Origin of the sequence: Pseudomonas sp. JR33AA (assembly GCF_021378985.1) — a bacterium.
Lineage (GTDB): Bacteria > Pseudomonadota > Gammaproteobacteria > Pseudomonadales > Pseudomonadaceae > Aquipseudomonas > Aquipseudomonas alloputida.
Genome location: NZ_JAJSAW010000001.1, coordinates 36,469 through 63,466 on the forward strand (window position 1 = coordinate 36,469; position 26,998 = coordinate 63,466).

Here is a 26,998-nt window from a genome sequence, read left to right on the forward strand (position 1 = left end):
GGCGTGCCCACGAAGGGGCGCAAAGCGCCCCCGGAAATGCCAGCAGTATGCCAGACCTGTCAGACGTAAGAATCGTCGTCCGAGAAGAACCCGCCGTCATCGCTGCCAAAACCACCGTCGGCGTATCCGCCCTGGTCACTGCCCCAGCCACCGTTGTCAGCCACTTGCTGCTGCTCGCCCTGGTCGTTCCAGCCGCCACTGTCACTGGCTGGCACCGGCTCTTCCTTGATCACCTCGACCACTTCTTCCGGTTGCGCGTTGTGGTTGAACAGGCTGCTGATACCCTGCGCCAGCAGCACACCACCGGCCACACCGGCGGCGGTCTGCATGGCCCCGCCAAGGAAGCTGCTGGCCCCACTGCGCGCAGGCGCGGCGCCGTAGCCAGGCTGCGGCGCCTGAGGCTGGGCGAAACCAGGCGCCGACGGTTCGCGCCAGCCACCACCGGACGCTACAGCGGGCGCCGAAGGACGCTGTGGCTGCACCGCCGGCGCTGCGCTGCGCCCACCCGAACCAAAGATGCTGGACAAGAAACCACCCCCGCCATTGCTCGGCGCACTGCTGGCGGCTTGTGCCGCCTGAGCCTGTGCACGGGCCTGCTGCAGCTCGGCTTGCAGCTGCTTGTTCTGTTCGTCGAGGCGCTTGATTGCGGCCTCCTGCACCAAAATCGCCTGGGCCATGTAGTAAGGCGCCGCCGGTTGCTGACGCAGGTGCTGCTCGATGCACGCCTGAGCTTGCGCGTCACGCGGCTGGCTCGGGTCTTCGGCTTGCTTGAGGCGGCCGAACAGGCCGTCGATCAGGGTTTGTTCTTCAGTGTTCATGGGGCGACCTCGTGGGGTAGCGGGACATCGGACTGCGTCAAAGATGGGGCGTACAGGCGCGGTATTCAATCACTGCTGCGGTGAAACTTTTTTCAGCAAGTGACAGCCCCAGCCCTGCTTTGGGCTAAAGTTAGGCCCCTGTTTTTACTGCCATGCGATGTTGACTGATGAATCCGCTGAGCGTTCTGCGCGACTCCCTGTACTTCTTCCGCCGTCACCTGCCGAACATCCTCCAGCTGTGCCTGCCGCTGGTGGTGGTGGAAGCCCTGCTTACCCAATTGCTGTACCGGCAGCTGGGCGACCAGGCATCACCGGCCTACGGCATGCTGGTCAGCCTGTTGTTCTACCCGCTGTACAGCGCCGCCCTGATCCTGTACCTGGACACACGCAGCAACGGCCAGGAAATCGCCAAGCGCGACCTGTTTGCCCGCGCCCTGCAGCTGTGGCCGCAACTGGCCCTGCTGATCCTGATCAGCTCGCTATTGATCATGGCCGGCCTGGCGCTGTTCATCTTCCCGGGGGTGTGGATCATGATCAACCTGGTGTTCGCCGAGTACCTGCTGGTGCTGCGCGGCCGGCCGGTGGTGCAGGCGATGCGCGAAAGCGCAAGCATGACCACCGGGCATTTCATGCGCATCATGATCTGCGTTGTAGGCGTGCTGGCGCCGATCTGGCTGATCGACGGGCTGCTGCTGATGGCTTTCCCCGAACCATCACCGGGGATGGAACTGGCCATGGACAGCCTCAGCGGCTTCCTGCAACTGTTCAGCACCGTGGTGCTGTATCGCCTGTTCATGCTGCTGGAAGCTGAAGCCAGCACCTGAGCTTACCGAGGAATATTTTCGGCCTGCCGGGCTGCCCAGCCTTGGCGCCAGAGTGCACATCCTCAATGCTATCCAAGGAGTGCACCATGAACGAAACCATTCAGGCCGGGTACGCCAGGTCGTTTCGCGGCAAGCTGTACATACGCGCCGTCGCCCGAGATATCCCACTACGCCTCAGCCGCAGTTCAGACAAGTTCGGCTGGGGCATTACTCCAGAGGATGACTGGTTGCAGGCGGGGGGAAGGCAGGACTCGCCGGTGATGGACTTTCATTACCACTCGCGGACCAACGATCGCCTGCACTACCACATCAGCATCCCTGGGCGCCCGGAGACCAAGAAACTAGGGGTCAGCCGCAATGGTTATCTGGGCTTTTACTGGCATGCAGACGTTAGCGAATACTGGAAAATCGAGCCGCTGGCGCTGACAGATGAAGGCCTTGTCTGCCATCTGCGCGACCAGCGAGGTTACAGGGTCGGCGCTCTCACGGATGCGCCTCACCGGAGTGGGGAGTGGGTAGCCTTGCTCACCGTCGAGGAAGGCGAAGTGATCACCTTCCTGCTGAAGCAGGCAGATCAAGCTTCACTGACAGCGCAATAGGATGAATGGCGCGACCCCTGACACGTCTTGGCCAGTGCATTTTTCTCGGCCTGCCGCAGTCGGTGTTGTGCATCAGCTGCCTCTCGGCTTGGCCCTCGCCGTAGCCTCGGCCACCAGCGGGTCGTCCGGCCAGTAATGCTTGGGGTACCGCCCTTTCAGGTCTTTCTTCACCTCGGCATAGGTCGTGCGCCAGAAGCTGGCCAGGTCCTGGGTCACCTGCACCGGTCGACGGGCCGGTGACAGCAGGTGCAGCTTGACCTGCTGCCGGCCATTGGCGATGCGCGGGGTGTCGGCAAGGCCGAACAGTTCTTGCAGACGCACGGCGAGAATCGGCGGGGTTTCGCTGTAATCCAGGCGGATGTTCGAGCCGGACGGCACGGCCAAATGCGCCGGGGCCTGCTCTTCCAGGCGTTGCGGCAGCGGCCAGGGCAGCAGGTTGCGCAGCATCGACGGCAAGTCCAGCGCAGCAAAGTGGCTCAGGCGCGATACTTTGCCCAGGTATGGCTGTAACCAGTGTTCCAGGCTGGCCAGCAGGGCCTCGTCCCCTAGGTCAGGCCATTCACTGTGGCCGTCCTTCTGCAGGTCGAGCTGACGCAGCAGCGCCACACGCGCCTGCCATTGCCGCAGTTCCGGCGTCCAGGTCAGCAGGTTCAAACCTTTGCGCCGGACCAGGCCAAGCAGCGCCCGCGCCCTGGCTTCGTCATCCAGCCCGGGCAGAGGCTCGCGGCTGAGGATCAGTTCGCCAACCTTCACCTGGCGCTCGGCGCGCAACACCTGCTCGCGCTCGTCCCAATCAAGGATATCGACCCGTTCGACCTGCTCGGACAGCACACCCTCGAGCAACGCCGGATCGAATTCGGCTGCCAGATAGATCCGCTCCTCACGCTGCCCCTGGCGGCTACCCAGGTCGGCGATCACCAGCCATGGGCACTTCATCAATGCATCGACTTCGCCAAACAGGGCCGCACGGCCGTTGGCGAGCCGATACTCCGCCCCGCCCGCCCGGCGCTGCTGGGCGACCCGGTCAGGGTAGGCCAGCGCCAACAGCGCGCCCAGCCAGCGTGGGTGGTCCGGGTCGGCAACCGGCGCACCGACCTTGCCACGCAACAGGCCACGGTACTGACGCGCCAGCTGACGAGCACGCTGCACGCCCCCCTGGCCGCTACGCGCAGCCTTGCTCTCACCGCTGACCAGCGCTAGCCGGCTGTGCAAGTCGGCACCACCGCCACGCTGGATGTCCCGCTCCCCGAGCAGTGCAGCCACATCGCATGCCATCTGTGCCAGGCCCAGGTCCTGACCACGCAGCAACAAGTGCGCGATGCGTGGGTGAGCCGGCAGTTCGGCCATGGCCTGGCCATGTTCGCTGAGGGTGTCGCGGCTGCCCGGCTTGAAGGCACTGAGCCGCGCCAACAGGTCCTGTGCCTGGGCGAACGCCGCAGCCGGCGGCTGGTCGAGCCAGCGCAACTGCTCGGGGGTTACACCCCAGCGCGCCAGCTGCAGGGCCAGCCCGGCCAGGTCGGCCTGAAGGATCTCGGCACTGCCATGGGCGGCCAGCTGGTCATGCTGGGCTTCGGACCAAAGGCGATAGCACACGCCGGGCTCCAGGCGGCCGGCACGCCCAGCGCGCTGGGTGGCACTGGCGCGGGAAATGCGCTGGGTGTCCAGGCGGGTCATGCCGCTGCCGGGATCGAAGCGCGGCACCCGGGCCAGGCCTGCGTCGATCACCACGCGCACGCCCTCGATGGTCAGGCTGGTCTCAGCGATGTTGGTGGCCAGCACCACCTTGCGCAACCCCTTGGGCGGCGGATCGATAGCGGCACGCTGGGCATTGAGGTCGAGCTCGCCATGCAGCGGGCACAGCAGAACCTCGGGGCGCGCCCCCAGTACTTCCTGAAGGCTTTGGTGAACCCGGCGGATCTCGGCTTGCCCAGGCAGGAACACCAGCACGCTGCCGGACTGGTCAGCCAGCGCATGCAGCACGCTGTCCACCACCCGTGGCTCGATGAACTCGCCAGGCTGGAACGGCCGCCCCCAGCGGATATCCACCGGATGCATGCGGCCTTCGCTGCTGACCACCGGGGCATCGTCCAGCAACCGCGACAGGCGCTCACCTTCCAGTGTCGCGGACATCAGCAGAATCTTCAGTGGCGGGTCGTCACGCAGCAACTCGCGGCCGTTAAGGCTCAGCGCAAGCGCGAGATCGGCATCCAGGCTGCGCTCGTGAAATTCGTCGAAGATCAGCAGGCCCACCCCTTCCAGCGCCGGGTCGGCTTGCAGGCGGCGGGTAAGGATGCCCTCGGTCACCACTTCGATACGGGTTTTCGGGCCGACCTTGCTGTCCAGACGGATGCGGTAACCCACCGTTTCCCCAACCTGCTCGCCCAGCTCACTGGCCAGCCGTTCGGCCGCTGCCCGCGCAGCCAGGCGCCGTGGCTCGAGCATGAGGATGGTCTGCCCGGCCAGCCACGGTTCTTGCAGCAGCGCCAGCGGCACGCGGGTGGTCTTGCCAGCGCCGGGCGGCGCTTCAAGCACCACTTCGTCACGGTTTTCCAGAGCCTGGCGCAGGGCGGGCAAAGCGGCGTCAATGGGTAATGAAATCATGGTGGTCCTCGAACAGTCTCGCGAGTATAACGGCGAACCCAGCCTGCTCTATCATGGTCTTATCATCAGGCGCAGGCGCTTCGCTTGCCCTGCTGAACACTTTTCGGAGATTTACATGCGTATCTCGACCCGCGTCATCGGTGGCGCCCTGATCGCCACCCTGCTGACCCAACTGACGGCCTGCGGCACCATTTTCTACCCGGACCGGCGCGGCCAGATCGGCGGCAAGATCGACCCTGTGGTTGCCGCCATGGATGCCATTGGCATCCTGTTCTATGTCATCCCGGGGCTGATTGCCTTCGGTATCGACTTTGCCACCGGCGCCATCTACTACCCAGGTGGCCGCACTGCCCAGGTTGACCCGGCCAAACTGCAAGAAGCCGTCAACCCCGATGGCAAGGTCGACAACCTGAAGCTGCAGGCCATTCTGGAAAGCGAACTGGGCCAGCGCCTGCCGCTGAACGACCCACGGCTGATCCAGCACCGCGGCAGCATCGAACAACTGGCCAGTATGGGCCTGGTACCGGCAGCCTGAACCACACGGACACTGACCACGGATGATCACTACCCCGGCAGAACACCAGCGCCTGCTCCGCCTGGCCACGCGTGCGTCACTGGCGGTGGCCGGCATCCTGGTGCTGAGCAAGGCGCTGGCCTGGTGGCTGAGCGGGTCGGTGAGCCTGCTGGCCGGGCTGACCGACTCGGCACTGGACGCCGTGGCCTCGTTCCTCAACCTGCTGGCGGTGCACTACGCCCTGCGCCCGGCCGACGACGATCACCGGTTCGGCCATGGCAAGGCCGAGGCCTTGGCCGGTATGGCTCAGGCGCTGTTCATCGGTGGCAGTGCGGTGCTGATCGGGGCGCAGGCGGTCGAGCGCCTGTACACCCCGCAGCCGCTGGGAGATACCTCCATCGGTATCGCGGTGATGCTGCTTTCGCTGGTGCTGACGGTCGCCCTGCTGGCGCTGCAGCACAAGGTCATCCGGCTGACAGGCTCCACTGCGGTACGGGCAGACTCCCTGCATTACCGCTCGGACTTGCTGCTCAACGGCAGCATTCTGCTGGCCCTCTTGCTGGCGCGTTTTGGCTGGCCGCAGCTGGATGCGCTGTTCGGCCTCGGCATCGCGTTTTACATCCTCTGGAGCGCGCTGCAAATTGCCCGCGAAAGTACGGCGATCCTGATGGACAAGGAGCTACCCTGCGATGTTGGCGAGGACATGACCGCACTGGTGCTGGCCGTTGCAGGCGTGAAAGGCGTGCATGACTTGCGCACACGCGTGTCGGGCAACCAGTGGTTTGTGCAACTGCACCTGGAACTGCCGGGGCAACTGCCGCTGCATGAGGCGCATGGCTTGTGCGTGGAGGCCTCGCGGGTGATCCGCCAGCGTTACCCACAGGCGGACGTGATGGTGCACGCCGACCCGGTATGAGGTAACCACGCATGCCCCACCGATTGCGCAATCCTCTGTAGGCGCGGGTTCATCGCGAAAGGGCCGGGGCTGCTGGCCAATTTCCACCTGCCGATCACCGTTGCCGCCGCTACCGTATTCGCGGGTAAACCCGCTCCTACAGGGGGGCCGTGCAGGGTTCAGTTGATGCTGTAACCCCGACCACTGAAACAGGCCCCCAGCGCCCGCTGGTAGTGGCTGAGCACCGTGGCCGCCGGAGCGTACGTCGCCGTCGCCGGGTCGAAGCCCGACTGGCTCACCGCCCAGCGATGGCACTGGTAGCGGTCCTGCTCCTGCTGTTCCTGACCCTGGCCATACATCGGGTAGGCCACCACGTCATACCCACCATTTGCCGGCCGCCCCGGCACGGGCGACGGCACGCCGGCTGGCGGGTTGACCACCATATATTCCTGGCTGTCTGCCAGGTACTGGTAATAGGTATCGGCCACCAGAAAGAACAGCGCACCACCCAACCACACTTCCCGCGCATAAGGCGGCAGGTAGTTGACACGCACGCCGTACGGCGGGGTCACCACGATGTAACTGCCCCCGTGCGGGCGGTACCAATAACCCCCCGAGTAGAAATAATCAGCGCCCCGGTAGGGTACTTTCCAGTAGCGGTCAGCAAAATGGTCCACCGTGTGCCCCGGACGATACTGCGGCCCAGGCCCCCAGCCATTGCCGTGGCCGTCCGGGCGCCCCCGCCAGTCGCCACCGGGCCGTTGCCCCGGGCCACCGGCTTGCCAGGGATGATCATCACCATGACGCCGGGGAATGTCCTGGTAATACCCCTGGCGCGGCGGCTGGGTCTGGCGCACTTCGTCGCGCGAGTTGAGCGAGCGCCCCGGCCCGCCCTCCCCCTGCCCCTGCTGGCCCCGTTCACCGTGCCCCTCGCCGGGCCCTTCAGCCAGGGCCCCAAGGCTGATGCTCAAACCCAGCAAACCAACACCTGCCAACTGCCAGATGCGCGACGTCATGGTGTTCCTCTCGGTAGAAAAAACTGCAACCAACGCCAGTCTACCGCGCCCACCACACAGGCCAATTAAAATTCCCGACATGAAAAAAGGGAGGCCACAGGGCCTCCCTTCAGGAATTGTCGTCCGTGCTCGGCACTTGTGGCGCCGGCTCACCTCACACCGTCTTCTGGAGGGTGTGTAGCCCGGGGGCCTGCAGATCCTGTTGGATGGCTGGCCGCAACCGCCCGCCTAGGGCGCGTCGCTGTGGACTGATGTCCGGGCAGTGATTCTGGTGATAAAGATACCGGACAGGTTGCGACAGAGGATTGCGAAGATTGCTCAGATAAATAGCACTTGCGCAATTTTTCACCCTGGATTGATAATTCGCAGCAATCCGAACAGAAAAGGCAAATGCCATGAGCAAACTTGACCGCTACGACCTGAGCATCCTCGCCGAATTGCAGCGCGATGCGCGCATCTCCAACCAGGAATTGGCCGAACGCATCGGCCTGTCGCCATCGCCATGCTCGCGTCGGGTCAAGCAACTGGAGGACGACGGCTACATCTCGCGCCAGGTAGCCCTGCTCGACCGCAAGAAGCTGGGCCTGAGCCTGACCGCCTATGTGCTGATCGGCATGGACCGCCACACCCCGGAGCGCTTTGAAACCTTCGAGGCCGCCATCCGCAACCTGCCGCAGGTGCTCGAATGCAGCCTGGTCACTGGCATGGATGCCGATTACCAGCTGAAAGTGGTGGTGCCGGACATGGACCACTACCAGAAACTGCTTCTCGGCAGCCTGACCCGTATCGAAGGCGTCACCAGCGTGCGCTCGAGCTTCGTGCTCAACCAGGTGCTGGCCAGCACCGAGCTGCCATTGACCCACCTGCGTTAATTGCCCGCGCCAGCAAGCGTATAATCGGGCGCTCAACCCGCCTGGAGAACACTGATGGATCCCGCCGTATTCGAAGAATGGATGATGATCATCCTGGTCACCGTGTTGATCGGTTTCATGGGCTTCATCGTCTGGGACCTGGCGAAAAAGTCCAAGGCAGGGAAATTCGGCACGCTGATCCTGTTCTTCGTGCTGGGGCTGGGGGTGCTGGCCTTCATCATCAAGAGCGTGGTGGTGGGATTTCTCGAAGGCGTTTAAGGCTCAGGAATGCCGGGAGCGCTTTGCGCTCCTTTCGCGACGCAAGGCCGCTCCTACAGGGAATCCACATGCCTGAGGTTGGCCATGAACTGTAGGAGCGGCCTTGTGTCGCGATGGGCCGCAAAGCGGCCCCCGTTATCGCTGTAGCTTCGGAACGACTTCGCGCCAGCAACCCTGCTCCAGCCCATCCAGCGCCCAGTCACCAATCCGCACCCGCACCAAGCGCAAGGTCGGCAGCCCCACCGCCGCCGTCATCCGCCGCACCTGGCGGTTACGCCCTTCGCGAATCACCAGCTCCAGCCAGCTGGTCGGCACGCTCTTGCGAAACCGTACTGGCGGGTTGCGCGGCCACAGCTCGGGTTCTTCAAGGCGCCGCGCCTCGGCCGGCAAGGTCGGCCCATCGTTCAGCTCCACACCCTCGCGCAAACGCTGCAACTGCTCGTCACTCGGTTCGCCTTCCACCTGCACCCAGTAGGTTTTGGCCAGCTTGTGCTTCGGGTCGGCAATCCGCGCCTGCAACCCGCCATCGTTGGTCAGCAACAGCAAGCCTTCACTGTCACGGTCCAGCCGCCCGGCCGGGTATACGCCCGGGATGTCGATGAAGTCCTTGAGCGTCGCGCGCCCTTCACCGTCGCTGAACTGGGTCAGCACGTCGAACGGTTTGTTGAACAGGATCAGGCGCGGCTCGGCCGGTGGCGCCTTGGCCTGGCGACGCGGGCCAGCGGCAGGCCGCGCCTGGGGGGGGCGCGGCTTGTTACGGGGTGGCAGTGGCATGGGTCCTCAGCGGAACGGCGGCTCATCGAAGCTGCGCAGTTTACGCGAGTGCAGCGAGTTCAGCTCGGTACGCAGCAGGTCGAGGGCAGCAATACCGATCTTCAGGTGCTGGCTGACCGCCCGGTTGTAGAAGGCGTTGGCCGAACCTGGCAGTTTGATCTCGCTGTGCAGCGGCTTGTCGGACACACACAGCAAGGTGCCGTAAGGCACGCGCAAACGGTAGCCCTGGGCAGCAATGGTGCCGCTTTCCATGTCCACCGCCACGGCACGCGACAGGTTGATCAGCGGGCGTTCCTGGGCCCAGCGCAGCTCCCAGTTGCGGTCGTCGTAAGTCAGCACGGTGCCGGTGCGCAGGCGCTTTTTCAGCTGCTCGCCACGCTCGCCAGTAACCTGCGCGGCAGCCTCCTGCAAGGCCATCTGCACTTCAGCCAGGGCCGGGATCGGGATATTCGGCGGCACGACCCGGTCGAGAATGCCGTCACGGCGCATATAGGCGTGTGCCAGCACATAGTCGCCGATGGTCTGCGACTGCCGCAGGCCGCCGCAGTGGCCGATCATCAGCCAGCAATGCGGGCGCAGCACGGCCAGGTGGTCGGTGATGTTCTTGGCGTTGGATGGGCCCACACCAATGTTGACCAAGGTAACGCCATCGCCGTCGGCGGCAATCAGGTGGTAGGCCGGCATCTGGTAGCGGTGCCAGACCACACTGGCCACCAGGGCCTGGGTTTCGCCATGGTCCATGCCCTTTTCGATCACGACGTTGCCCGGCAGCACCATACGCACGAAGCGCGGGTCGTCACGCAGTTGTTCCAGGCCATGGCTGATGAACTGGTCGACATAGCGATGGTAGTTGGTCAGCAGGATCCACGGCTGTACATGGCGCCAGTCGCTCCCGGTGTAGTGCACCAGGCGGCGCAGCGAGAAGTCGACCCGCGCGGCATCGAACAACGCCAGTGGCATGATTTCAGCACGGTCCCAGTCGTACAGGCCATCAGCGATGTTGTCGGTGGCCGCCGACAGGTCGGTGCTGGGGAACACCCGCGCCAACTGCGCAGCGGTAATGCCGCTGCCGGCCAGTTCGTCGCCCTGGTCGACCACATAGGGATAAGGGATGTTCTGCTCGCTGACGCCGACTTCTACCGTAACCGTGTAGTCATGCATCAGCGGGCGCAGTTGCTCCAGCAGGTAGCCACGGAACGCAGCGGGCTGGGTAACGGTGACGCTGTAGGTACCGGCAACCTGGACCTTGGCATAAGCGCGGGTGGTGGCGGCGACTTCGCCATGGCTATAGTAGGTCAGGCGCAGTGCCGGGTAGCGGAACAGGTCGCGCTCATCGGCATCGGGCTCGGTACGGTCCTTCAGGTAACGCTTCAGGGCCTGACTCAGGGCACCTGTGGCCTGTTCATGCAAGGCCGCCAGACGGTCGACGGCCTGTTCGGGGGTATCAACGACTACAAAAGCGTGGCTCACACTGTGCTTCCTGTCTGGACATGCATGTGGTCCATCTTGCCTGCCTTCTTGGTTAAATACACCCCCATTGATGGGTGTTGGGTTCATTCGCGGGCAGGCCGGCTGCTACACCGGCCAGGCGGGCGTAGCCCTTGCTACCAATGCCGCCACATCCACACCTCGCGGCAGCGCCCCGTACACCCGGCCCCCCCCGGCCAACCGGCTGCCGATGAACGCATCACTGACCGCCGTATTCCCCGCCTCCAGCAGCAGTTTGGCCTGTAATGCCAGGGCAATATCCTCGGTCAGTTGCCGGGCGCGGTACTGCATGTCACCGGTGTCGGCAAACGCCCCCTTGAGATTGCCGATATGCGCCGCCAGGCGCGGGTCGCCATGCCCGTCACCCAGCTCGGCAAACAGTGCATCGAGCACGCCCGGCTCCTTGGACAAGGCCCGCAGCACATCCAGGCACTGCACGTTTCCAGAGCCCTCCCAGGTCGAGTTGACCGGTGCCTCGCGGTACAACCGAGGCAGAATGCTGTCTTCCACATAACCTGCGCCACCCAGGCATTCGGCGGCCTCGTTGATCATGGCCGGCGCACGTTTGCAGATCCAGTACTTGCCCACCGCCGTGACCAGCCGGGCGAAATGCGCCTGCTGCGGGTCGTCCAGTTGCTCCAGCGCCTGGCCCATGCGCAAGCTCAGGGCAAGCGCAGCCTCGCTTTCCAGGGCCAGATCGGCGAGCACGTTCTGCATCAATGGCTGCTCGTTCAGCACCCGCCCGCCGACCTTGCGATGCGCGCAATGGTGGGCCGCCTGCGTCAACGCCTGGCGCATAAGCGCGCTGGAGCCGACCATGCAGTCGAATCGGGTCATGGCGACCATCTCGATGATGGTCGGCACGCCGCGCCCCTCTTCGCCAATCATCCACGCCAGCGCACCGCGGAACTCCACCTCACTGGAGGCGTTGGAGCTGTTGCCCAGCTTGTTCTTCAGACGCTGGATATAGAACTGGTTGCGGTTGTCGTCCGGGCGATGGCGCGGCAGCAGGAAACAGCTCAGGCCTTTTTCGGTTTGTGCCAAGGTCAGGAAGGCATCGCACATGGGTGCCGAGCAGAACCACTTGTGCCCGACCAGTTCGTAGGCCTGGCCCGGGCCCGGCGCACCGACCGGGTAGGCCCGGGTGGTGTTGGCGCGCACATCGGTACCGCCCTGTTTCTCAGTCATGGCCATGCCCAGGGTGACCCCGGCCTTGTGCCGGTCACCGACGTTGCGCGGGTCATACTCGCAGGCAAGGACTTTTGGCAGCCAGTACTCGGCCAGCTCGGGCTGAAGGCGCAGCGCCGGCACTGCGGCGAAGGTCATGGTCAGCGGGCAGCCAGTACCGGCTTCGGCCTGGCTGTGCAGGTAAGTCATCGACGCGCGTGCCACATGGGCGCCAGCGCGGGGTTCGGCCCATGGCAAAGAAGGCAGGCCGTGTTCGACGGCGGTACGCATCAGCTCATGGTAGGCCGGGTGGAACTCGACCAAGTCAATGCGATGGCCGTAACGGTCATGGCTGCTGAATTCGGGTTTGTGGGCATTGGCCAAAAAGCCCGCCTGCATCAGTGGGCCGCCGGCCAGGGCCCCATAGGCATCGATCCGCGATTCGGCCCAGCCGGCACCAAAACGCCGCGACCATTCCTGCAACGGCAGGTCGAGGCGGTACAGATTGACACCGTCGAGCGGCGGCGGCTGGTTGGTGACTTCGTGGGTTTCAGCGTACTGGTGCAGGTTCATGGCGGGCTCCTGGATCCGGGTAGGCTTGAGAGACCCAGTGAAGCACTGCTTGCGGGGTAGTCAAAGGGGTATTAATGACTAAACATGTGGTCGCTGGTGCATGTGCACGTGTAGGAGCGGGTTTACCCGCGAATACGGTGGTGGCGGCAACGGTGAACGGCGGGTGGAAATTGGCCAGCAGGCCCGGCCCTTTCGCGGGTGAACCCGCTCCTACGACGACCTGCGCGCCTGCAGAATGTTCGGGCTCATCTGCACCTGCGAAATAGCCACATTCAAACTCAACTCGAAGCGGCTGCCCAACCCGCGCGTCGACTCATGCGCCAATCTGGCCCCCAGCAACTCCCCCATCTGCCGGCAAATCGACAACCCAATCCCCAAACCGCCATACCGCCGAGTCATCGAACCATCGACCTGGAAGAACCGCTGGTACAGGGTCGACTGCTCCAGATCATCGAAACCGATACCGCTGTCGCTGACGGTGAAGGTCAACGCCAGATCATCCGGCCCCACCCGGCGGCCGCGCACCTGGATCATCACCCCGCCCTGATGGGTGAACTTCAAACCGTTGTCCACCAGGCAATCCAGGCAGTGCGCCAGTTTCTGCCCGTCACCGAGCAACCCGTCCGGCAGGTCGGCCGGAATATCCAGGCTCAGGTACAAGCCTTTGCCCAGCGCCTGCCCGGCATAACCGGCGCGCAAGCCCTGCAACAGAGTGCGTAGGCTGAACGGTGCCGGCTGCGCCCGCAGGCGGCCGGCCTGCAATTCGGACAGGGTAAGAATGGCATCGACCATATTCATCATGCCTTGGGCAGACCCCACCGCCGTGTGATGGTACTGAGCCATTTCAGCCCCCATCGGCAGGGTGTGCATCAGCTCGAGCGAGCCAATCACCCCATTCATCGGGGTGCGCAGTTCATGAGTCACGCTGGCCAGGAACTCGTCCTTCAGGCGATTGCTTCTGGCCAGTTGCAGGTTCAGTTGTTCCAGCGTACGCCCAGTGTCACGCAAGGTCTGCGCCTGCTGCTCGCGCAGGCTGTTGATGCGGTCGGCCAGCGCCAGCGACAGCAAGGCCACTTCCAAGGCCGAACCCAGCTGGCTGGCATACATGGTGATGAACACGTTCGGCAGGTAACCCAGCACCATCAAGGTGTTGACCAGGCCACCAAGCAGGAACGCGGTCCAGGCGATGATGAACCAGCGCGCCACTCGCAAGCCGCGCCACCAGGCATAAAGGCCGGCGCTGAAGATGCTTATGGTGAACAGCAGTGCCAGCAGCGTGGCCATGCGCAGAGCAATGCCGTAGGGCATGCTCACCGCCAGTACCATGACCAGCGCGCCACCCAGCATCAGCAGTTGCAACAGGCGGTCAAAACCACGGTTGATGCTGCCCAATTGCAGGAAGTGCCGGGCGAACTGGCAACCGAACAGGCCGGCTGCACCGATGAACAACGGCGTGGAGGCATTCGCCCACCAAGGGCTGTCTGGCCAGAAATAGGCTACCCCGGCGCCGTTCACCGAGACCTGGTAAAAGCCGAACGAAGCGATGTAAAGGATGTAATAGAGGTAGCTGACGTCTCGCACGCTGAGGTAGATGAACAGGTTGTACACCAGCATCACCAGCAATACGCCGTAGATCATCCCCAGCACATACAGGCGCGTGGGCTGCTCTTCCAGGTAGGCTTCAGGGGACCATAGCGCCAGCGGCGCCTGCACCGAACCCTGGCTTTGCAGCCGCAGGTACGCGGTGGTCACCTGGCCAGGTGGCAGTTGCAGTTCGAACAAGTAGTTGTTCTGCTGGATCTGCCGGCTGTCGTAGGGCAAGGCATCGCCGGTGCGCTGCGCCAGGCGGTACAAGCCGTTGCTGTCAGGCAGATACAGTTCGAGGTGATCCAGCGGCGGGTAGGCCAACTCCAGCAGCCATGACCGCGGGGCAGCGTTGGGCGCGGCAGTAGGGCGCAGTTCGACCTTGAGCCAGAACACCGAGGTGGAGTAACCGGCGTTCAGCACATCCTCATGGTTGGGCTGAAAGTGTTTGGCGAAACCGGGGGCACTGACCTGAGCGATGCTGGCATTGCCATCGGGGTCTTCATAAACCTGCATGGCCTTGCCCAGTGGGAGATGCCGGGTAGCGTCGTCGAAATCGACCGCTCCGGCCAGCACGGGCAGCAAACCCATCAGCACAATCAGCAAATAGCGCATACAGCCCCAGCATGGCCTGCCCGGTCGCGTCGCGGTAGCCTCCCATCCGTTTGAGACGACGTGATCCTGCAGCACCCGTTTGTCGAGTTATCCGAGCACTCTAGCATAGCCTCACAACCTGGCAATCGGCCACATAAAAACACAAAGAAAAGGCTCTAAATCAATGGTTTCAATAGAAAACCAAACAACAACTTGACCGTTCGATCAGCAAAACTCGTTTGTCGGACGATCCGCCCAAACAGGTTTGGTGGTAAGCTCGCCGACCATGAATACCTACAGCTCCCGCCCCGTTGTCCTCTGTCTCTCCGGCCACGACCCCAGTGGCGGCGCCGGCTTGCAGGCAGATATCGAAGCCCTGATCGCCCAAGGCTGCCACGCTGCACCTGCAGTGACCGCCCTGACCGTGCAGGATACCGTCAACGTTTCCGACTTCCGCGTGCTCGACCGCGAGTGGGTGCTGGCCCAGGCCAACGCCGTGCTGGCCGACTCCACGGTGGCCGCCGTCAAGCTGGGCATGCTCGGCTCGATCGAGATGGTCGACACCGTCGCCGAACTGCTGGCAGCCCACCCCCACCTGCCGCTGGTCTGCGACCCGGTGCTGCGTGCCGGTGGCGGTGGCCGCCTGGGCAAGGACGAAGTGGGCTACGCCCTGCGCGAACGCCTGCTGCCGCTGGCGACCATCGCCACGCCGAACCTGCCCGAAGCACGCATCCTCGCCGAACTGCCCGAAGGTACGGCTGACGAATGTGCCGAGAAACTGTTGCCGTTCTGTAGACACCTGCTGATTACCGGCGGTCACGGCGATGAAGACGAAATTCACAACCGCCTGTACACCCAGGACGGCCAGCACTTCACCTGGACTTGCCAGCGCCTGCCAGGCAGCTACCACGGTTCGGGCTGCACCCTGGCCAGCGCCCTGGCCGGCCGCCTGGCGCTCGGCGAGCAGCTGGAAAGCGCCGTGCGCACCGCCCTGGACTACACCTGGCGCACCCTGCGTGACGCCGAGCAACTGGGCAAGGGCCAATACGTGCCGCGCCGCCTGCCCTTGGACTTCTGCTCCTGATACGAGGCCTTCAATGAAGCTACGCGGTCTGTACGCCATCACCGACAGCCAGCTGCTCGCCGGCCGTTTCCTGTCTCATGTCGAGGCGGCCCTGGAAGGCGGCGTGTGTCTGCTGCAGTACCGCGATAAGAGCGACGATGCAGCGCGCCGCCTGCGTGAAGCCGAAGGGCTGATGAAGCTCTGCGAGCGCTACGGCACCCAGTTGCTGATCAACGATGACGCCGAACTGGCCGCCCGCCTTGGTGTCGGCGTGCACCTGGGCCAGACCGACGGCCCGCTGACCCCGGCCCGCGCACTGCTCGGCCGTCAGGCCATCATCGGTTCCACCTGCCACGCCAGCCTCGAGCTGGCCAGCCAGGCTGCCAGCGAAGGCGCCAGCTACGTGGCCTTTGGCCGCTTCTTCAATTCTGTCACCAAGCCGGGCGCGCCCGCTGCCAACGTCGGCCTGCTTGAGCAGGCCCGCGCCCAGGTGAAACTGCCGATCGCCGTGATCGGCGGCATAACCCTCGACAACGCCGCCCCGCTGGTCGCCCACGGCGCAGACCTGCTGGCGGTGATCCACGGCTTGTTCGGTGCCGATAGCGCGCAGGAAGTCACCCGCCGCGCCCGCGCCTTCAACGCCTTGTTCGCATCCTGATTCGAGAGATACTTCCATGTCCCGTTCCGAAGCCCTGTTCGCCCAAGCCCAGAAGCACATCCCAGGCGGGGTCAACTCGCCAGTCCGCGCTTTCAAGAGCGTTGGCGGCACGCCGCTGTTCTTCAAGCATGCCGAAGGCGCCTATGTCGTTGACGAGGATGACAAACGCTACGTCGACTACGTCGGCTCCTGGGGCCCGATGATTCTCGGCCACGGCCACCCGGACGTGCTGGACTCGGTACGCAAGCAGCTGGAGCACGGCCTGTCTTACGGCGCGCCGACCGCCATGGAAACCGAGATGGCCGACCTGGTCTGCTCGATCGTGCCGTCGATGGAAATGGTGCGCATGGTCAGCTCGGGCACTGAAGCCACCATGAGTGCCATCCGACTGGCCCGTGGCTACACGGGCCGTGATGCCATCATCAAGTTCGAAGGCTGCTACCACGGCCACTCCGACAGCCTGCTGGTAAAAGCCGGCTCCGGTTTGCTGACCCAAGGCGTGCCCAGCTCGGCAGGCGTGCCGGCGGACTTCGCCAAGCACACCCTGACCCTGCCGTTCAACGACATCGCCGCCGTCGAGAAGACCCTGGCCGAAGTCGGCCAGACCGTGGCCTGCATCATCGTGGAGCCAGTGGCCGGCAACATGAACTGCGTACCACCGGCACCGGGTTTCCTCGAGGGCCTGCGCGAGCAATGCGACAAGCATGGCGTGGTGCTGATCTTCGACGAAGTGATGACCGGTTTCCGCGTCTCGCTCGGCGGCGCCCAGGGCCATTACGGCATCAAGCCAGACCTGTCGACCTTCGGCAAGATCGTCGGTGGCGGCATGCCAGTCGGCTGTTTCGGCGGCAAACGTGAAATCATGGGCTGCATCGCTCCGCTCGGCCCGGTCTACCAGGCCGGCACCCTGTCGGGCAATCCGCTGGCCATGGCCGCCGGCCTGACCACCCTCAAGCTGATCAGCCGCCCAGGCTTCCACGCCGAGCTGACCGACTACACCAGCCGCATGCTTGATGGCTTGCAGCAACGCGCCGATGCCGCGGGTGTGCCATTCGTCACCACCCAGGCCGGGGCCATGTTCGGCCTGTACTTCAGCGGCGCCGACGATATCGTCACCTTCGAAGACGTGATGGCCAGCGATGCCGAGCGCTTCAAGCGCTTCTTCCACCTGATGCTCGAGGGTGGTGTGTACCTGGCACCGAGCGCATTCGAGGCGGGCTTCACCTCCATCGCGCATGGCGACAAGGAGCTGCAGATCACCCTGGATGCGGCTGAGAAAGCCTTTGCTGCCCTGAAGTGATGCCCAGCCTGTACCGGCCTCTTGGCGAGCCAACCCACTCCTGCACTCCTGAAAGCGACGCCCCCTGTAGGAGCGGGTTCACCCGCGAAGAGGCCGGCACAGGCCATAATTACGCACGCACAATCAGCTGACTTCCCCAACCAAGCAGAAATTCGAGTAAAACTTTGTAAGGTTGGCGCTGCTTATCCCATAATGTGCCACCAGAGACATTGGCCGCAGCTTTGCAGAGGTAAGTCGATCCCCATGAACCGCACCGGCCGCGCCCTGACCCTGGGCTGCCTGTTGCTTCTTCAGCCCCTGCTGGCCCTGGCGGAGGGCGGTAACTCGTTGCTGATTCCGGCGACGGGCCGCTGCACCTTGAACGTTCAGCCTGAAGACCTGGCAAACGCCCTGAAGGCCTGCGAGCAGACGGCGACTGCGGGGGATGCCCAGGCGCAATTCGAACTGGGCGAGTATTACTACACCCAAACGCCAAAAAACCTGGGCAAAGCCCTGGACTGGTTCCAGAAGGCATCGCTGCAGGGCCAAGCCGACGCCCAATACCGCCTGGGTGCCATGTTCTTCCATGGCGAGGGGGTCAAGGCCAATAACGTGCAGGCCTACATCCTGCTGAAAATGGCTGCGGTCAACGGCGCCGAAGATGCGCTGGACATGGCCGACGAAGTGACCGAGCAAATGCCCCGCGACGAACTGGAGCATGCCACCCAGGTGCTCGGCCAGATTTTCCGCAAGTACCTGCTCGAACTGCAGAACGCCGAAGGGCGCACGCCGTTCTCGCCGCTTCCCTGAAGGTCACTTTTCCGGCATTGGCATCGGGAACGGCATCACATTGCCGCCGCCCTTGGCCTCGCTGATCTTCGCCGTGCCCAGGCGCTCCACCTCATCGATGCGCACAATCGAGTGCATCGGCACGAAACTGCGGACCACGCCGTCGAACTGGCTCTTGAGCTTCTCCTCACTGGGGTCCACTACCAGTTGCGAGCGCTCTCCGAACACGAACTCCTCGATTTCCAGAAAGCCCCACAGATCACTCTGGTAGATCTGCTTGGCGTACATCTCGAAGACCTGGCCCTGGTTCAGGAAGATCACTTTATAGATGGCGGGTTCGCGTTTGCTCATGTTCGGCGGATAACACATGCGTAAGAAAAGACGGGGATCATACCTGTACTGACCCCTTCGCGGGCAAGCCCGCGAAGAGGCCAGAACAGGCACGCTATACCTTCTGCCAACCCTTGATCGTTTCAGTGCTTTCGCCACTGCCATTCAAGGGTTATTCTTGAGTTCAACTCCATCGCCGTCGAGCGGCTAAAAACGACCTTGAACGCACCCATAGAACCCCATCGTTTCATCCTCGAACCCTTCGAGGCCCACCGTTTCGCCAACTTGTGCGGCCAGTTCGACGAGCACCTGCGCCTGATCGAACAGCGCCTGGCCATCGAGATCCGCAACCGCGGCAATCAGTTCGAACTGATTGGCGAACCCAGGACCACCTCTGCTGCCGAACAGCTGCTGCGCCGTCTCTATCGCGAGACCAAGGCCACCGACCTGTCACCGGAGACCGTGCACCTGTATCTGCAGGAGTCGGCTGTCGAAAACATCGACAACCCGGCCGTCAACGAGGTCAGCGTGTCGCTGCGCACGCGCAAGGGCAACATCCGCCCGCGCGGGGTCAACCAGCAGCGCTACGTCAAGGAAATCCTGGCCAACGACATCAATTTCGGCATCGGCCCGGCCGGTACCGGCAAGACCTACCTGGCCGTAGCCTGCGCCGTGGACGCGCTGGAACGCGAACAGGTGCGCCGCATCCTGCTGGTGCGACCGGCAGTCGAGGCCGGTGAAAAGCTCGGTTTCCTGCCCGGCGACCTGGCACAGAAAATCGACCCGTACCTGCGCCCGCTGTACGACGCCCTGTACGAAATGCTCGGCTTCGAACACGTGGCCAAGCTGATCGAACGCCAGGTGATCGAAATCGCCCCGTTGGCCTACATGCGTGGCCGCACCCTGAACAACAGCTTCATCATCCTCGACGAAAGCCAGAACACCACGCTCGAGCAGATGAAAATGTTCCTGACCCGCATCGGTTTCGGCTCTACCGCGGTGATCACCGGTGACATCACCCAGGTCGACCTGCCCCGGGGCACCAAGTCGGGCCTGGCGCACGTCATCGAGGTGCTGAAGGACGTTCCCGGGATCAGCTTTACCCATTTCCAACCCAAGGATGTGGTTCGTCACCCACTGGTGCAGCGCATCGTCGAAGCCTACGACCGCTTCGAAGCCCGCCAGTCCAAGCCCGAGGCGCCCGGCAAAGATGCTTGAACTTGATATCCAACGGGCCACGGATGCTGCCACTCCAGATGACGCCGCCTTGCGCCGCTGGTGCGAATTGGCGTTGCGCCAGCGCAGCGCCGACTCGGAAATGACCATTCGCCTGGTCGACGAAGCCGAAGGCCGGGAGCTGAACCACACCTACCGGCACAAGGACTACGCGACCAATGTGTTGTCGTTCCCGGCCGATGTGCCCGATAACCTGCTCGATATCCCGCTGCTGGGCGACCTGGTGATCTGTGTAGCGGTGGTCGAGCGCGAAGCGGCCGAACAAGGCAAATCGCTGGAAGCACACTGGGCGCATTTGGTCATTCATGGTTGCCTGCACTTGCTCGGCTATGACCACATCGAGGATGAGGAGGCCGAGGAAATGGAAAGCCTGGAACGGGAATTGCTGGCAGAACTGGGTCACCCCGACCCGTATGCCGATGATGAAACCGACTCAATCACACACTGATACACGAAGGATCACGAGAACCGCCATGAGCGAAGATCGATCGAGCAACGGGCAGAAGTCCTGGCTGGGTAAACTGACCCAGGCTTTTGCCCATGAGCCGAAAAACCGCCAGGAGCTGCTTGAGCTGCTGCGCGAAGCCCATCAGAACAAACTGCTGGACAGCGAAGCCCTGACCATCGTCGAAGGCGCCATTCAGGTCGCCGACCTGCAGGTTCGCGACATCATGGTGCCGCGCTCGCAGATGAACAGCATCAAGGCCGGCCAGTCGCCTCGCGAGTTTCTGCCGGCGGTGATCGACGCCGCGCACTCGCGCTACCCGGTCATCGGCGAAAGCCATGACGATGTGCTCGGGATCCTGCTCGCCAAAGACTTGCTGCCGTTGATCCTCAAGGAGAACGGCGACAGCTTCAACATCAAGGACCTGCTGCGCCCGGCCACCTTCGTCCCCGAGTCCAAGCGCCTGAACGTGTTGCTGCGTGAGTTCCGCGCCAACCACAACCACATGGCCATCGTCATCGACGAATATGGCGGCGTGGCGGGCCTGGTCACCATCGAGGACGTGCTGGAGCAGATCGTCGGCGATATCGAAGACGAGCACGACGTCGAGGAAGACAGCTACATCAAACCACTGCCCAGCGGTGATTTCCTGGTCAAGGCGCTAACCCCGATCGAGAACTTCAACGAGTTCTTCGACAGCGAGTTCTCCGATGACGAGTTCGACACGGTCGGCGGCCTGGTGATGAGCGCCTTCGGCCACCTGCCCAAGCGCAACGAAACCACTGAGATCGGATCTTACAAGTTCCGTATTCTCAACGCCGACAGCCGGCGGATACACTTGCTGCGCCTGACCCCGATCACCCGTTAAGGACAAACATGCGTTGGATCACCCGCCCCGGCTGGCCCGGTAACCTGCTGGCCCTGGCGGCCGGTGCTTCCACCCTCCTGGCCCTGGCGCCGTTCGACATCTGGCCGTTGGCGGTGTTGTCCATCGCGGTGCTCTACCTTGGCCTGCGCGAGCTCAGCCCGCGCCAGGCCATGTGGCGCGGCTGGTGGTTCGGGTTTGGCCTGTATGGCGCCGGTACCTGGTGGATCTACGTCAGCATGAACACCTACGGCGGCGCCTCGCCGCTGCTGGCAATCGTGTTGTTGCTGGCGTTCTTCGCCGCACTGGCCTGGTTCTTCGCCCTGCCCACCTGGCTGTGGGCGCGCTGGCTCCGCCGCAACGAAGCGCCACTGGCCGACGCCCTGTGCTTCGCCGCCCTCTGGCTCCTGCAAGAGGCCTTCCGCGGCTGGTTCCTGACCGGTTTCCCCTGGCTCTACGCCGGCTATAGCCAACTGGACGGCCCGTTGGCCGGCCTTGCGCCGCTGGGCGGCGTATGGCTGATTTCCCTCACCCTCGCCCTCACCGCCGCCCTGCTGTGCAACCTGCACCGCCTGCGCTCCCGCCCTTCGTTCCTGGCCGTGGCCAGCGTGCTGTTGCTGGCCCCCTGGGGGCTGGGCCTGGCGCTCAAGGGCCATGCCTGGACCAGTCCGGCAGGCGAGCCGCTGAAAGTGGCGGCGATCCAGGGCAACGTCGAACAGGACTTGAAATGGGACCCTGCGCACATCGACGCGCAACTGGCGCTATACCGTGACCTGAGCTTCAGCTCCAGGCCGGTGGACCTGCTGGTGTGGCCGGAAACCGCCGTTCCGGTGCTCAAGGACCAGGCCCAGGGCTACATCGACGTGATGGGCCGCTTCGCTGCCGAGCGCCATTCGGCGCTGATCACGGGCGTACCGGTGCGCGAGGAAATCCACCACCAGCGCCGCTACTACAACGGCATCACCGTCACTGGCGAAGGCGATGGCACCTACCTCAAGCAGAAGCTGGTGCCATTTGGCGAGTATGTGCCGCTGCAAGACGTGCTGCGTGGCGCCATCGAGTTCTTCAACCTGCCGATGTCGGACTTCGCCCGCGGCCCGGAAGATCAGCCGCTGCTGCAGGCCAAGGGTTACCAGATTGCGCCTTACATTTGCTACGAGGTGGTCTACCCCGAGTTCGCTGCCGGTCTGGCTGCGCGCAGCGACCTGCTGCTGACCATCAGCAACGACACCTGGTTCGGCAAATCGATCGGCCCCTTGCAGCACCTGCAGATGGCGCAGATGCGCGCGCTGGAGGCCGGCCGCTGGATGATCCGCGCCACCAACAACGGCGTGACTGCGCTGATCGACCCGTTTGGCCGCATTACCACGCAGGTTCCGCAGTTCCAGCAGGCCGTGCTGTATGGCGAGGTGGTGCCGATGCAGCAGTTGACGCCTTACCTGCAATGGCGCTCATGGCCGCTGGCAATTGTCTGTGCATTGCTGCTGGGCTGGGCGTTGCTGGCAGGGCGTATCGCAAAAACCGTCTGATTGGCGATATGCGGCCACTGTAGGAGCGGGTTTACCCGCGAATACGGTGGTGGCGGCAACGGTGAACGGCCGGTGGAGATTGCCCAGCAGGGCAGGCCCTTTCGCGGGCAAGCCCGCTCCTACAGGGGATTATGTAAACCGGTGAATCAGTAGAACACCCGATACCCCACCAGCCCCACCACTTCATTGAACAACTGCCCGCTCTGCCACATCGCCCGGCTCTCGGGCAGCAGCCCGCCAAACGGCCGCGCATGATCGCGCCCAAGGAACCCCACCGGCGCCGGCACCACCTCGAACCCCGCCTGTTCAAAACTCCAGCGTGAGCGCTGCATGTGCCAGGCCTGGGTCACCAGCACCACCCGGCGAAATCCCAGAGGCTGCAGCACCTTGGCCGTCAGCTGGGCATTTTCCCAGGTCGTGCGGCTGGCCTCTTCGCGCCATTTCACCTCGACAGCGAAATCTTCATGCAAGCGTTCCGCCATTAGCCTCGCCTCGCTGGGCGGTGTGCCGTAATGCAACCCGCCACTGGTCAACACCGGCAGGCCCGAGGCCTTGGCCAGCCGCGCGGCAAAGCGCATACGTTCCAGTGCCGTGGCAGTGGGCTGATCACCACCACCCCAGGCCGGGTCACCGCGCTCGCGGCCGGCGCCCAGCACCACAATGGCATCCGCCCGGCTCGCCAGGCCGGCCCAGTCGCTCACCGCCAGCGGCGGCTCACTTTCCAGCACACGGGCGGTTTCCTGCACCACCAGCGGCAGGCTCATCAACCACAGGCCACCCAGCCCTGCCGCAAAGCAAAGCGCCGCCAACCGCGGCCGCCGCGTACGCAGCCACCAGGCCGCAAGCAGCAGCAAGAACAGCACGCCGGGCGGCATCAGCCATTGTTTGATGAAGAATCGGATCGGCATCGGCCACACCTCCTTGGCAGGCGTGCAGCCTAGAAGGATCGACGCCGGTCAACAAGTGCGTACCGGCGTCGATCTTGAGTTGTGGGATTGTGAAGAACCGGCGCGCGATGGCCTGCGCCTGGCGTCCTGAACGGCTAGCGATGTGGCAGCGTCCTGGATCTCGCCGTACTGGCGGGGCGTTTCTTGTCCTTGAGCCAGATGATCTTGGCCGATGTCGGCTCCGCTTGTGGGTAACTGCCGACAGAGGCATTGTGGCGCTCCGGGAGGGCATCCAGGTAGGCCTTGATCACTTCGAACTCTGCGTGGCTCAAACCACGCAACTCAAGCTCAGCTGGCATCTCGTCGCGCAATCGAACCGAGGTCCTGGCGGTTTCCAGTGCCAGGCCAAGACGGTCGATCAGGCGCTCGTAAAGCTCCGGTCTGATTGCGGGTAGCTGCGTCTCTCCCATCCGTTCACCTCATTGAAGGTAAGAATATCTCCCCCCACACCTGAGCTTAGCGTCGCTGCAAAAAGCAGCCGTGCGCCGCGACCAGCGGGCATTCGCAACGAAGGTTTCCCACGATGCGCGGCGCTGCTGTATGCTACGGCGTTCACTCTAAACGACACCGGAGTGCCGGACGCAGCGAGGTTCCGCTGCCTGGAACAAGGTCTCTTCTCTCTCAGCCAAAAGTAGCCATGCACGAACAATACACGCCCCGTGATATCGAAGCCGCCGCCCAGAAGTTCTGGGACGAGCAACAATCGTTCGCTGTTACCGAACAGCCAGGCAAAGACACCTACTATTGCCTATCGATGTTCCCGTACCCGAGCGGCAAGCTACACATGGGCCACGTGCGCAACTACACCATCGGTGACGTGATTGCCCGCTACCAGCGCATGCTGGGCAAGAACGTCCTGCAACCGATGGGCTGGGACGCTTTCGGCATGCCCGCGGAAAATGCGGCGATGAAAAACAACGTCGCCCCGGCCAAGTGGACGTACGAAAACATCGACTACATGAAGACCCAGCTCAAGAGCCTGGGCCTGGCCATCGACTGGGCACGTGAAGTCACCACCTGCAAGCCCGACTACTACCGTTGGGAGCAGTGGCTGTTCACCCGCCTGTTCGAAAAAGGCATCATCTACCGCAAGAACGGTACGGTGAACTGGGACCCGGCGGACCAGACCGTACTGGCCAACGAACAAGTCATCGACGGCCGTGGCTGGCGTTCGGGCGCGCTGATCGAGAAGCGCGAAATCCCGATGTACTACTTCCGCATCACCGATTACGCCGACGAGCTGCTGGAGAGCCTCGACGAGCTGCCGGGCTGGCCTGAGCAGGTCAAGACCATGCAGCGCAACTGGATCGGCAAATCGCGCGGCATGGAAGTCCAGTTCCCGTACGACCAGGCCAGCATCGGCCACGAAGGCGCCCTCAAGGTCTTCACCACCCGCCCGGACACGCTGATGGGCGCCACCTACGTCGCCGTCGCCGCCGAGCACCCGCTGGCCACCCAGGCTGCGCAGGGTAACCCGGCGCTGCAGGCGTTCATCGATGAGTGCAAGAGCGGCAGCGTTGCCGAAGCCGACATGGCCACCCAGGAGAAGAAGGGCATGGCCACTTCCCTGCTGGTCGAGCACCCACTGACTGGCGAGAAGCTGCCAGTATGGGTCGCCAACTACGTGCTGATGCACTACGGCGATGGCGCGGTTATGGCCGTGCCGGCCCACGACGAGCGCGACTTCGAGTTCGCCCACAAGTACAACCTGCCGGTCAAGGCCGTGGTGCGCACCAGCGCTGGCGATGAAGTCGGCAGCGAGTGGCAGGCCGCCTATGGCGAGCACGGCCAGCTGATCAACTCCGCCGAGTTCGACGGCCTGGACTTTGCTGGCGCCTTCGACGCCATCGAAGCGGCCCTGATCCGCAAGGGACTGGGCAAATCGCGTACCCAGTTCCGCCTGCGCGACTGGGGTATCAGCCGCCAGCGCTACTGGGGCTGCCCGATCCCGATCATCCACTGCCCGTCCTGCGGCGACGTCCCGGTGCCGGAAGACCAGCTGCCGGTCACCCTGCCGGAAAACGTGGTGCCGGACGGCGCCGGTTCGCCACTGGCGCGCATGCCCGAATTCTACGAATGCAGCTGCCCGAAATGCGGTGCTGCGGCCAAGCGCGAAACCGACACCATGGACACCTTCGTCGAGTCGTCCTGGTACTTCGCCCGCTACGCCTCGCCCAACTACGACAAAGGCCTGGTCGACCCCAAAGCCGCCAACCACTGGCTGCCGGTGGATCAGTACATCGGCGGTATCGAACACGCGATCCTGCACCTGCTGTACGCGCGCTTCTTCCACAAGCTGATGCGTGACGAAGGCCTGGTCACCTCGAACGAGCCATTCAAGAACCTGCTGACCCAGGGCATGGTGGTCGCCGAGACCTACTACCGTGTTGCCAGCAACGGCGGCAAGGACTGGTTCAACCCGGCCGATGTCGAAATCGAGCGTGATGCCAAAGCCAAGATCATTGGCGCCCGCCTGAAGACCGACGGCCTGCCGGTGGAAATCGGTGGCACCGAGAAGATGTCGAAGTCGAAAAACAACGGCGTCGACCCGCAGTCCATGATCGAAGCCTACGGCGCCGATACCTGCCGCCTGTTCATGATGTTCGCCTCGCCGCCCGACATGAGCCTGGAATGGTCCGACTCCGGCGTCGAAGGTGCCAGCCGCTTCCTGCGCCGTGTCTGGCGCCTGGCTCAGGCTCACGTCAGCCAGGGCCTGCCAGGCAAGCTGGATGTCGCCGCCCTGGACGACGCGCAAAAGGCCATCCGCCGCGCCATTCACGCGGCCATCAAGCAGGCCAGCACCGACGTGGGCCAGTTCCACAAGTTCAATACCGCCATCGCCCAGGTGATGACCGTGATGAACGTGCTGGAAAAGGCCCCGCAAGCCACCGAACAGGACCGCGCCCTGCTGCAGGAAGGCCTGGAAGCGGTCACCCTGCTGCTGGCGCCGATCACTCCGCACATCTCTCACGCGCTGTGGCAGCACCTGGGCCACGCAGGCTCGGTGATCGATGCCGCCTGGCCAAGTGTCGACGAACAGGCGCTGGTTCAGGACTCCATTACCTTGGTGGTTCAGGTCAACGGTAAACTGCGCGGTCAGATCGAGATGCCTGCCGCTGCCAGCCGCGAAGAAGTCGAAGCCGCTGCCCGCAGCAACGAGAATGTCCTGCGCTTCATCGATGGCCTGACCATCCGCAAGGTCATCGTGGTACCGGGCAAGCTGGTCAACATCGTCGCCAACTGATGAAAACGCCCACCGGCATTGGCTACGGGTGGGCGG

At 63.7% G+C, this 26,998-nt stretch carries 25 protein-coding genes; 15 read left to right on the top strand and 10 right to left on the bottom strand.

Annotated features, from left to right (window positions below; genetic code table 11):
- Positions 1-59: 59 nt before the first annotated feature.
- Positions 60-818: a DUF2076 domain-containing protein gene (locus LVS58_RS00150; protein ID WP_233689414.1), complete on the bottom strand. Its 759-nt coding sequence runs from the start codon at positions 816-818 to the stop codon at positions 60-62.
- Positions 819-985: 167 nt separating this feature from the next.
- Here LVS58_RS00150 and LVS58_RS00155 point away from each other — a divergent pair, with 167 nt between their 5' ends.
- On the top strand, positions 986-1,642 hold the full coding sequence (locus LVS58_RS00155; RefSeq protein ID WP_233689415.1) for a YciC family protein: 657 nt from the start codon (positions 986-988) through the stop codon (positions 1,640-1,642).
- Between the two features lie 86 nt (positions 1,643-1,728).
- Complete coding sequence (locus tag LVS58_RS00160; protein ID WP_233689416.1) at positions 1,729-2,241, top strand: hypothetical protein; 513 nt, start codon at positions 1,729-1,731, stop codon at positions 2,239-2,241.
- A gap of 72 nt (positions 2,242-2,313) precedes the next feature.
- On the opposite strand, the gene hrpB is transcribed toward LVS58_RS00160, so the two are convergent.
- The gene (gene hrpB / locus LVS58_RS00165; RefSeq protein ID WP_233689417.1) at positions 2,314-4,842 is read right to left on the bottom strand and encodes an ATP-dependent helicase HrpB; all 2,529 of its coding nucleotides are present in this window, start codon (positions 4,840-4,842) and stop codon (positions 2,314-2,316) included.
- 115 nt (positions 4,843-4,957) lie between these two features.
- Between hrpB and LVS58_RS00170 the strand changes: the two genes are divergently transcribed.
- Entirely contained in the window at positions 4,958-5,377 is a 420-nt protein-coding gene (locus LVS58_RS00170; RefSeq protein WP_233689418.1) for a polyribonucleotide nucleotidyltransferase, read from the top strand.
- A gap of 22 nt (positions 5,378-5,399) precedes the next feature.
- Positions 5,400-6,272 carry a cation diffusion facilitator family transporter gene (locus LVS58_RS00175; protein ID WP_267954179.1) on the top strand — a complete coding sequence of 291 codons (873 nt, stop codon included), beginning with the start codon at positions 5,400-5,402 and terminating at the stop codon, positions 6,270-6,272.
- A gap of 158 nt (positions 6,273-6,430) precedes the next feature.
- Here the strand turns inward: LVS58_RS00175 and LVS58_RS00180 are convergent, their stop codons facing one another.
- Positions 6,431-7,267 (bottom strand): DUF6515 family protein, encoded by an 837-nt coding sequence (locus LVS58_RS00180; protein ID WP_233689419.1) that lies wholly within the window; start codon positions 7,265-7,267, stop codon positions 6,431-6,433.
- A 395-nt stretch (positions 7,268-7,662) separates the two neighbouring features.
- Here LVS58_RS00180 and LVS58_RS00185 point away from each other — a divergent pair, with 395 nt between their 5' ends.
- Both LVS58_RS00185 and LVS58_RS00190 read left to right on the top strand, forming a co-directional pair.
- Entirely contained in the window at positions 7,663-8,139 is a 477-nt protein-coding gene (locus LVS58_RS00185) for an Lrp/AsnC family transcriptional regulator (protein ID WP_003249795.1), read from the top strand.
- A gap of 54 nt (positions 8,140-8,193) precedes the next feature.
- Positions 8,194-8,397 carry a DUF2788 domain-containing protein gene (locus LVS58_RS00190; protein ID WP_003249787.1) on the top strand — a complete coding sequence of 68 codons (204 nt, stop codon included), beginning with the start codon at positions 8,194-8,196 and terminating at the stop codon, positions 8,395-8,397.
- A gap of 135 nt (positions 8,398-8,532) precedes the next feature.
- Here LVS58_RS00190 and LVS58_RS00195 read toward each other — a convergent pair whose 3' ends face one another.
- The 4 genes from LVS58_RS00195 to LVS58_RS00210 all read right to left on the bottom strand — a co-directional run bounded on the left by LVS58_RS00195 (position 8,533) and on the right by LVS58_RS00210 (position 14,598).
- Entirely contained in the window at positions 8,533-9,171 is a 639-nt protein-coding gene (locus LVS58_RS00195) for a pseudouridine synthase (protein ID WP_233689420.1), read from the bottom strand.
- A 6-nt stretch (positions 9,172-9,177) separates the two neighbouring features.
- Positions 9,178-10,641 (bottom strand): AMP nucleosidase, encoded by a 1,464-nt coding sequence (gene amn, locus LVS58_RS00200; protein ID WP_233689421.1) that lies wholly within the window; start codon positions 10,639-10,641, stop codon positions 9,178-9,180.
- A 105-nt stretch (positions 10,642-10,746) separates the two neighbouring features.
- The gene (locus LVS58_RS00205) at positions 10,747-12,399 is read right to left on the bottom strand and encodes an acyl-CoA dehydrogenase family protein (protein WP_233689422.1); all 1,653 of its coding nucleotides are present in this window, start codon (positions 12,397-12,399) and stop codon (positions 10,747-10,749) included.
- 210 nt (positions 12,400-12,609) lie between these two features.
- The gene (locus LVS58_RS00210; RefSeq protein ID WP_233689423.1) at positions 12,610-14,598 is read right to left on the bottom strand and encodes a sensor histidine kinase; all 1,989 of its coding nucleotides are present in this window, start codon (positions 14,596-14,598) and stop codon (positions 12,610-12,612) included.
- 265 nt (positions 14,599-14,863) lie between these two features.
- Here LVS58_RS00210 and LVS58_RS00215 point away from each other — a divergent pair, with 265 nt between their 5' ends.
- The 4 genes from LVS58_RS00215 to LVS58_RS00230 all read left to right on the top strand — a co-directional run bounded on the left by LVS58_RS00215 (position 14,864) and on the right by LVS58_RS00230 (position 18,387).
- Positions 14,864-15,661 (top strand): hydroxymethylpyrimidine/phosphomethylpyrimidine kinase, encoded by a 798-nt coding sequence (locus tag LVS58_RS00215; RefSeq protein WP_010955404.1) that lies wholly within the window; start codon positions 14,864-14,866, stop codon positions 15,659-15,661.
- A gap of 13 nt (positions 15,662-15,674) precedes the next feature.
- Positions 15,675-16,298, top strand: a complete 624-nt coding sequence (gene thiE / locus LVS58_RS00220; RefSeq protein WP_233689424.1) for a thiamine phosphate synthase — start codon at positions 15,675-15,677, stop codon at positions 16,296-16,298.
- Positions 16,299-16,314: 16 nt separating this feature from the next.
- Positions 16,315-17,598 carry a glutamate-1-semialdehyde 2,1-aminomutase gene (gene hemL, locus LVS58_RS00225; protein ID WP_233689425.1) on the top strand — a complete coding sequence of 428 codons (1,284 nt, stop codon included), beginning with the start codon at positions 16,315-16,317 and terminating at the stop codon, positions 17,596-17,598.
- 243 nt (positions 17,599-17,841) lie between these two features.
- Positions 17,842-18,387 carry a tetratricopeptide repeat protein gene (locus tag LVS58_RS00230; protein ID WP_004576914.1) on the top strand — a complete coding sequence of 182 codons (546 nt, stop codon included), beginning with the start codon at positions 17,842-17,844 and terminating at the stop codon, positions 18,385-18,387.
- Between the two features lie 3 nt (positions 18,388-18,390).
- On the opposite strand, the gene LVS58_RS00235 is transcribed toward LVS58_RS00230, so the two are convergent.
- Positions 18,391-18,717, bottom strand: a complete 327-nt coding sequence (locus LVS58_RS00235; RefSeq protein ID WP_003249769.1) for a DUF1820 family protein — start codon at positions 18,715-18,717, stop codon at positions 18,391-18,393.
- Positions 18,718-18,915: 198 nt separating this feature from the next.
- On the opposite strand from LVS58_RS00235, the gene LVS58_RS00240 reads away from it, so the two are divergent.
- From LVS58_RS00240 to lnt, 4 genes are read left to right on the top strand one after another with little or no spacing between them, the layout of a single operon-like run.
- On the top strand, positions 18,916-19,914 hold the full coding sequence (locus LVS58_RS00240) for a PhoH family protein (RefSeq protein ID WP_233689426.1): 999 nt from the start codon (positions 18,916-18,918) through the stop codon (positions 19,912-19,914).
- Entirely contained in the window at positions 19,907-20,380 is a 474-nt protein-coding gene (gene ybeY / locus LVS58_RS00245) for an rRNA maturation RNase YbeY (RefSeq protein WP_233689427.1), read from the top strand. Before LVS58_RS00240 ends, ybeY begins: the two co-directional genes overlap by 8 nt.
- A 25-nt stretch (positions 20,381-20,405) precedes the next feature.
- On the top strand, positions 20,406-21,245 hold the full coding sequence (locus tag LVS58_RS00250; protein ID WP_003249762.1) for an HlyC/CorC family transporter: 840 nt from the start codon (positions 20,406-20,408) through the stop codon (positions 21,243-21,245).
- An 8-nt stretch (positions 21,246-21,253) separates the two neighbouring features.
- A complete protein-coding gene (gene lnt / locus LVS58_RS00255; RefSeq protein ID WP_233689428.1) occupies positions 21,254-22,771 on the top strand; it encodes an apolipoprotein N-acyltransferase in 1,518 nt (505 codons plus the stop codon).
- Between the two features lie 146 nt (positions 22,772-22,917).
- On the opposite strand, the gene LVS58_RS00260 is transcribed toward lnt, so the two are convergent.
- Together LVS58_RS00260 and LVS58_RS00265 are read right to left on the bottom strand one after the other, a co-directional pair.
- Entirely contained in the window at positions 22,918-23,679 is a 762-nt protein-coding gene (locus tag LVS58_RS00260) for a YdcF family protein (RefSeq protein ID WP_233689429.1), read from the bottom strand.
- A gap of 134 nt (positions 23,680-23,813) precedes the next feature.
- Entirely contained in the window at positions 23,814-24,128 is a 315-nt protein-coding gene (locus tag LVS58_RS00265) for a hypothetical protein (RefSeq protein ID WP_233689430.1), read from the bottom strand.
- A gap of 227 nt (positions 24,129-24,355) precedes the next feature.
- On the opposite strand from LVS58_RS00265, the gene leuS reads away from it, so the two are divergent.
- A complete protein-coding gene (leuS, locus tag LVS58_RS00270) occupies positions 24,356-26,962 on the top strand; it encodes a leucine--tRNA ligase (RefSeq protein WP_233689431.1) in 2,607 nt (868 codons plus the stop codon).
- The last annotated feature ends 36 nt before the right edge of the window (positions 26,963-26,998 follow it).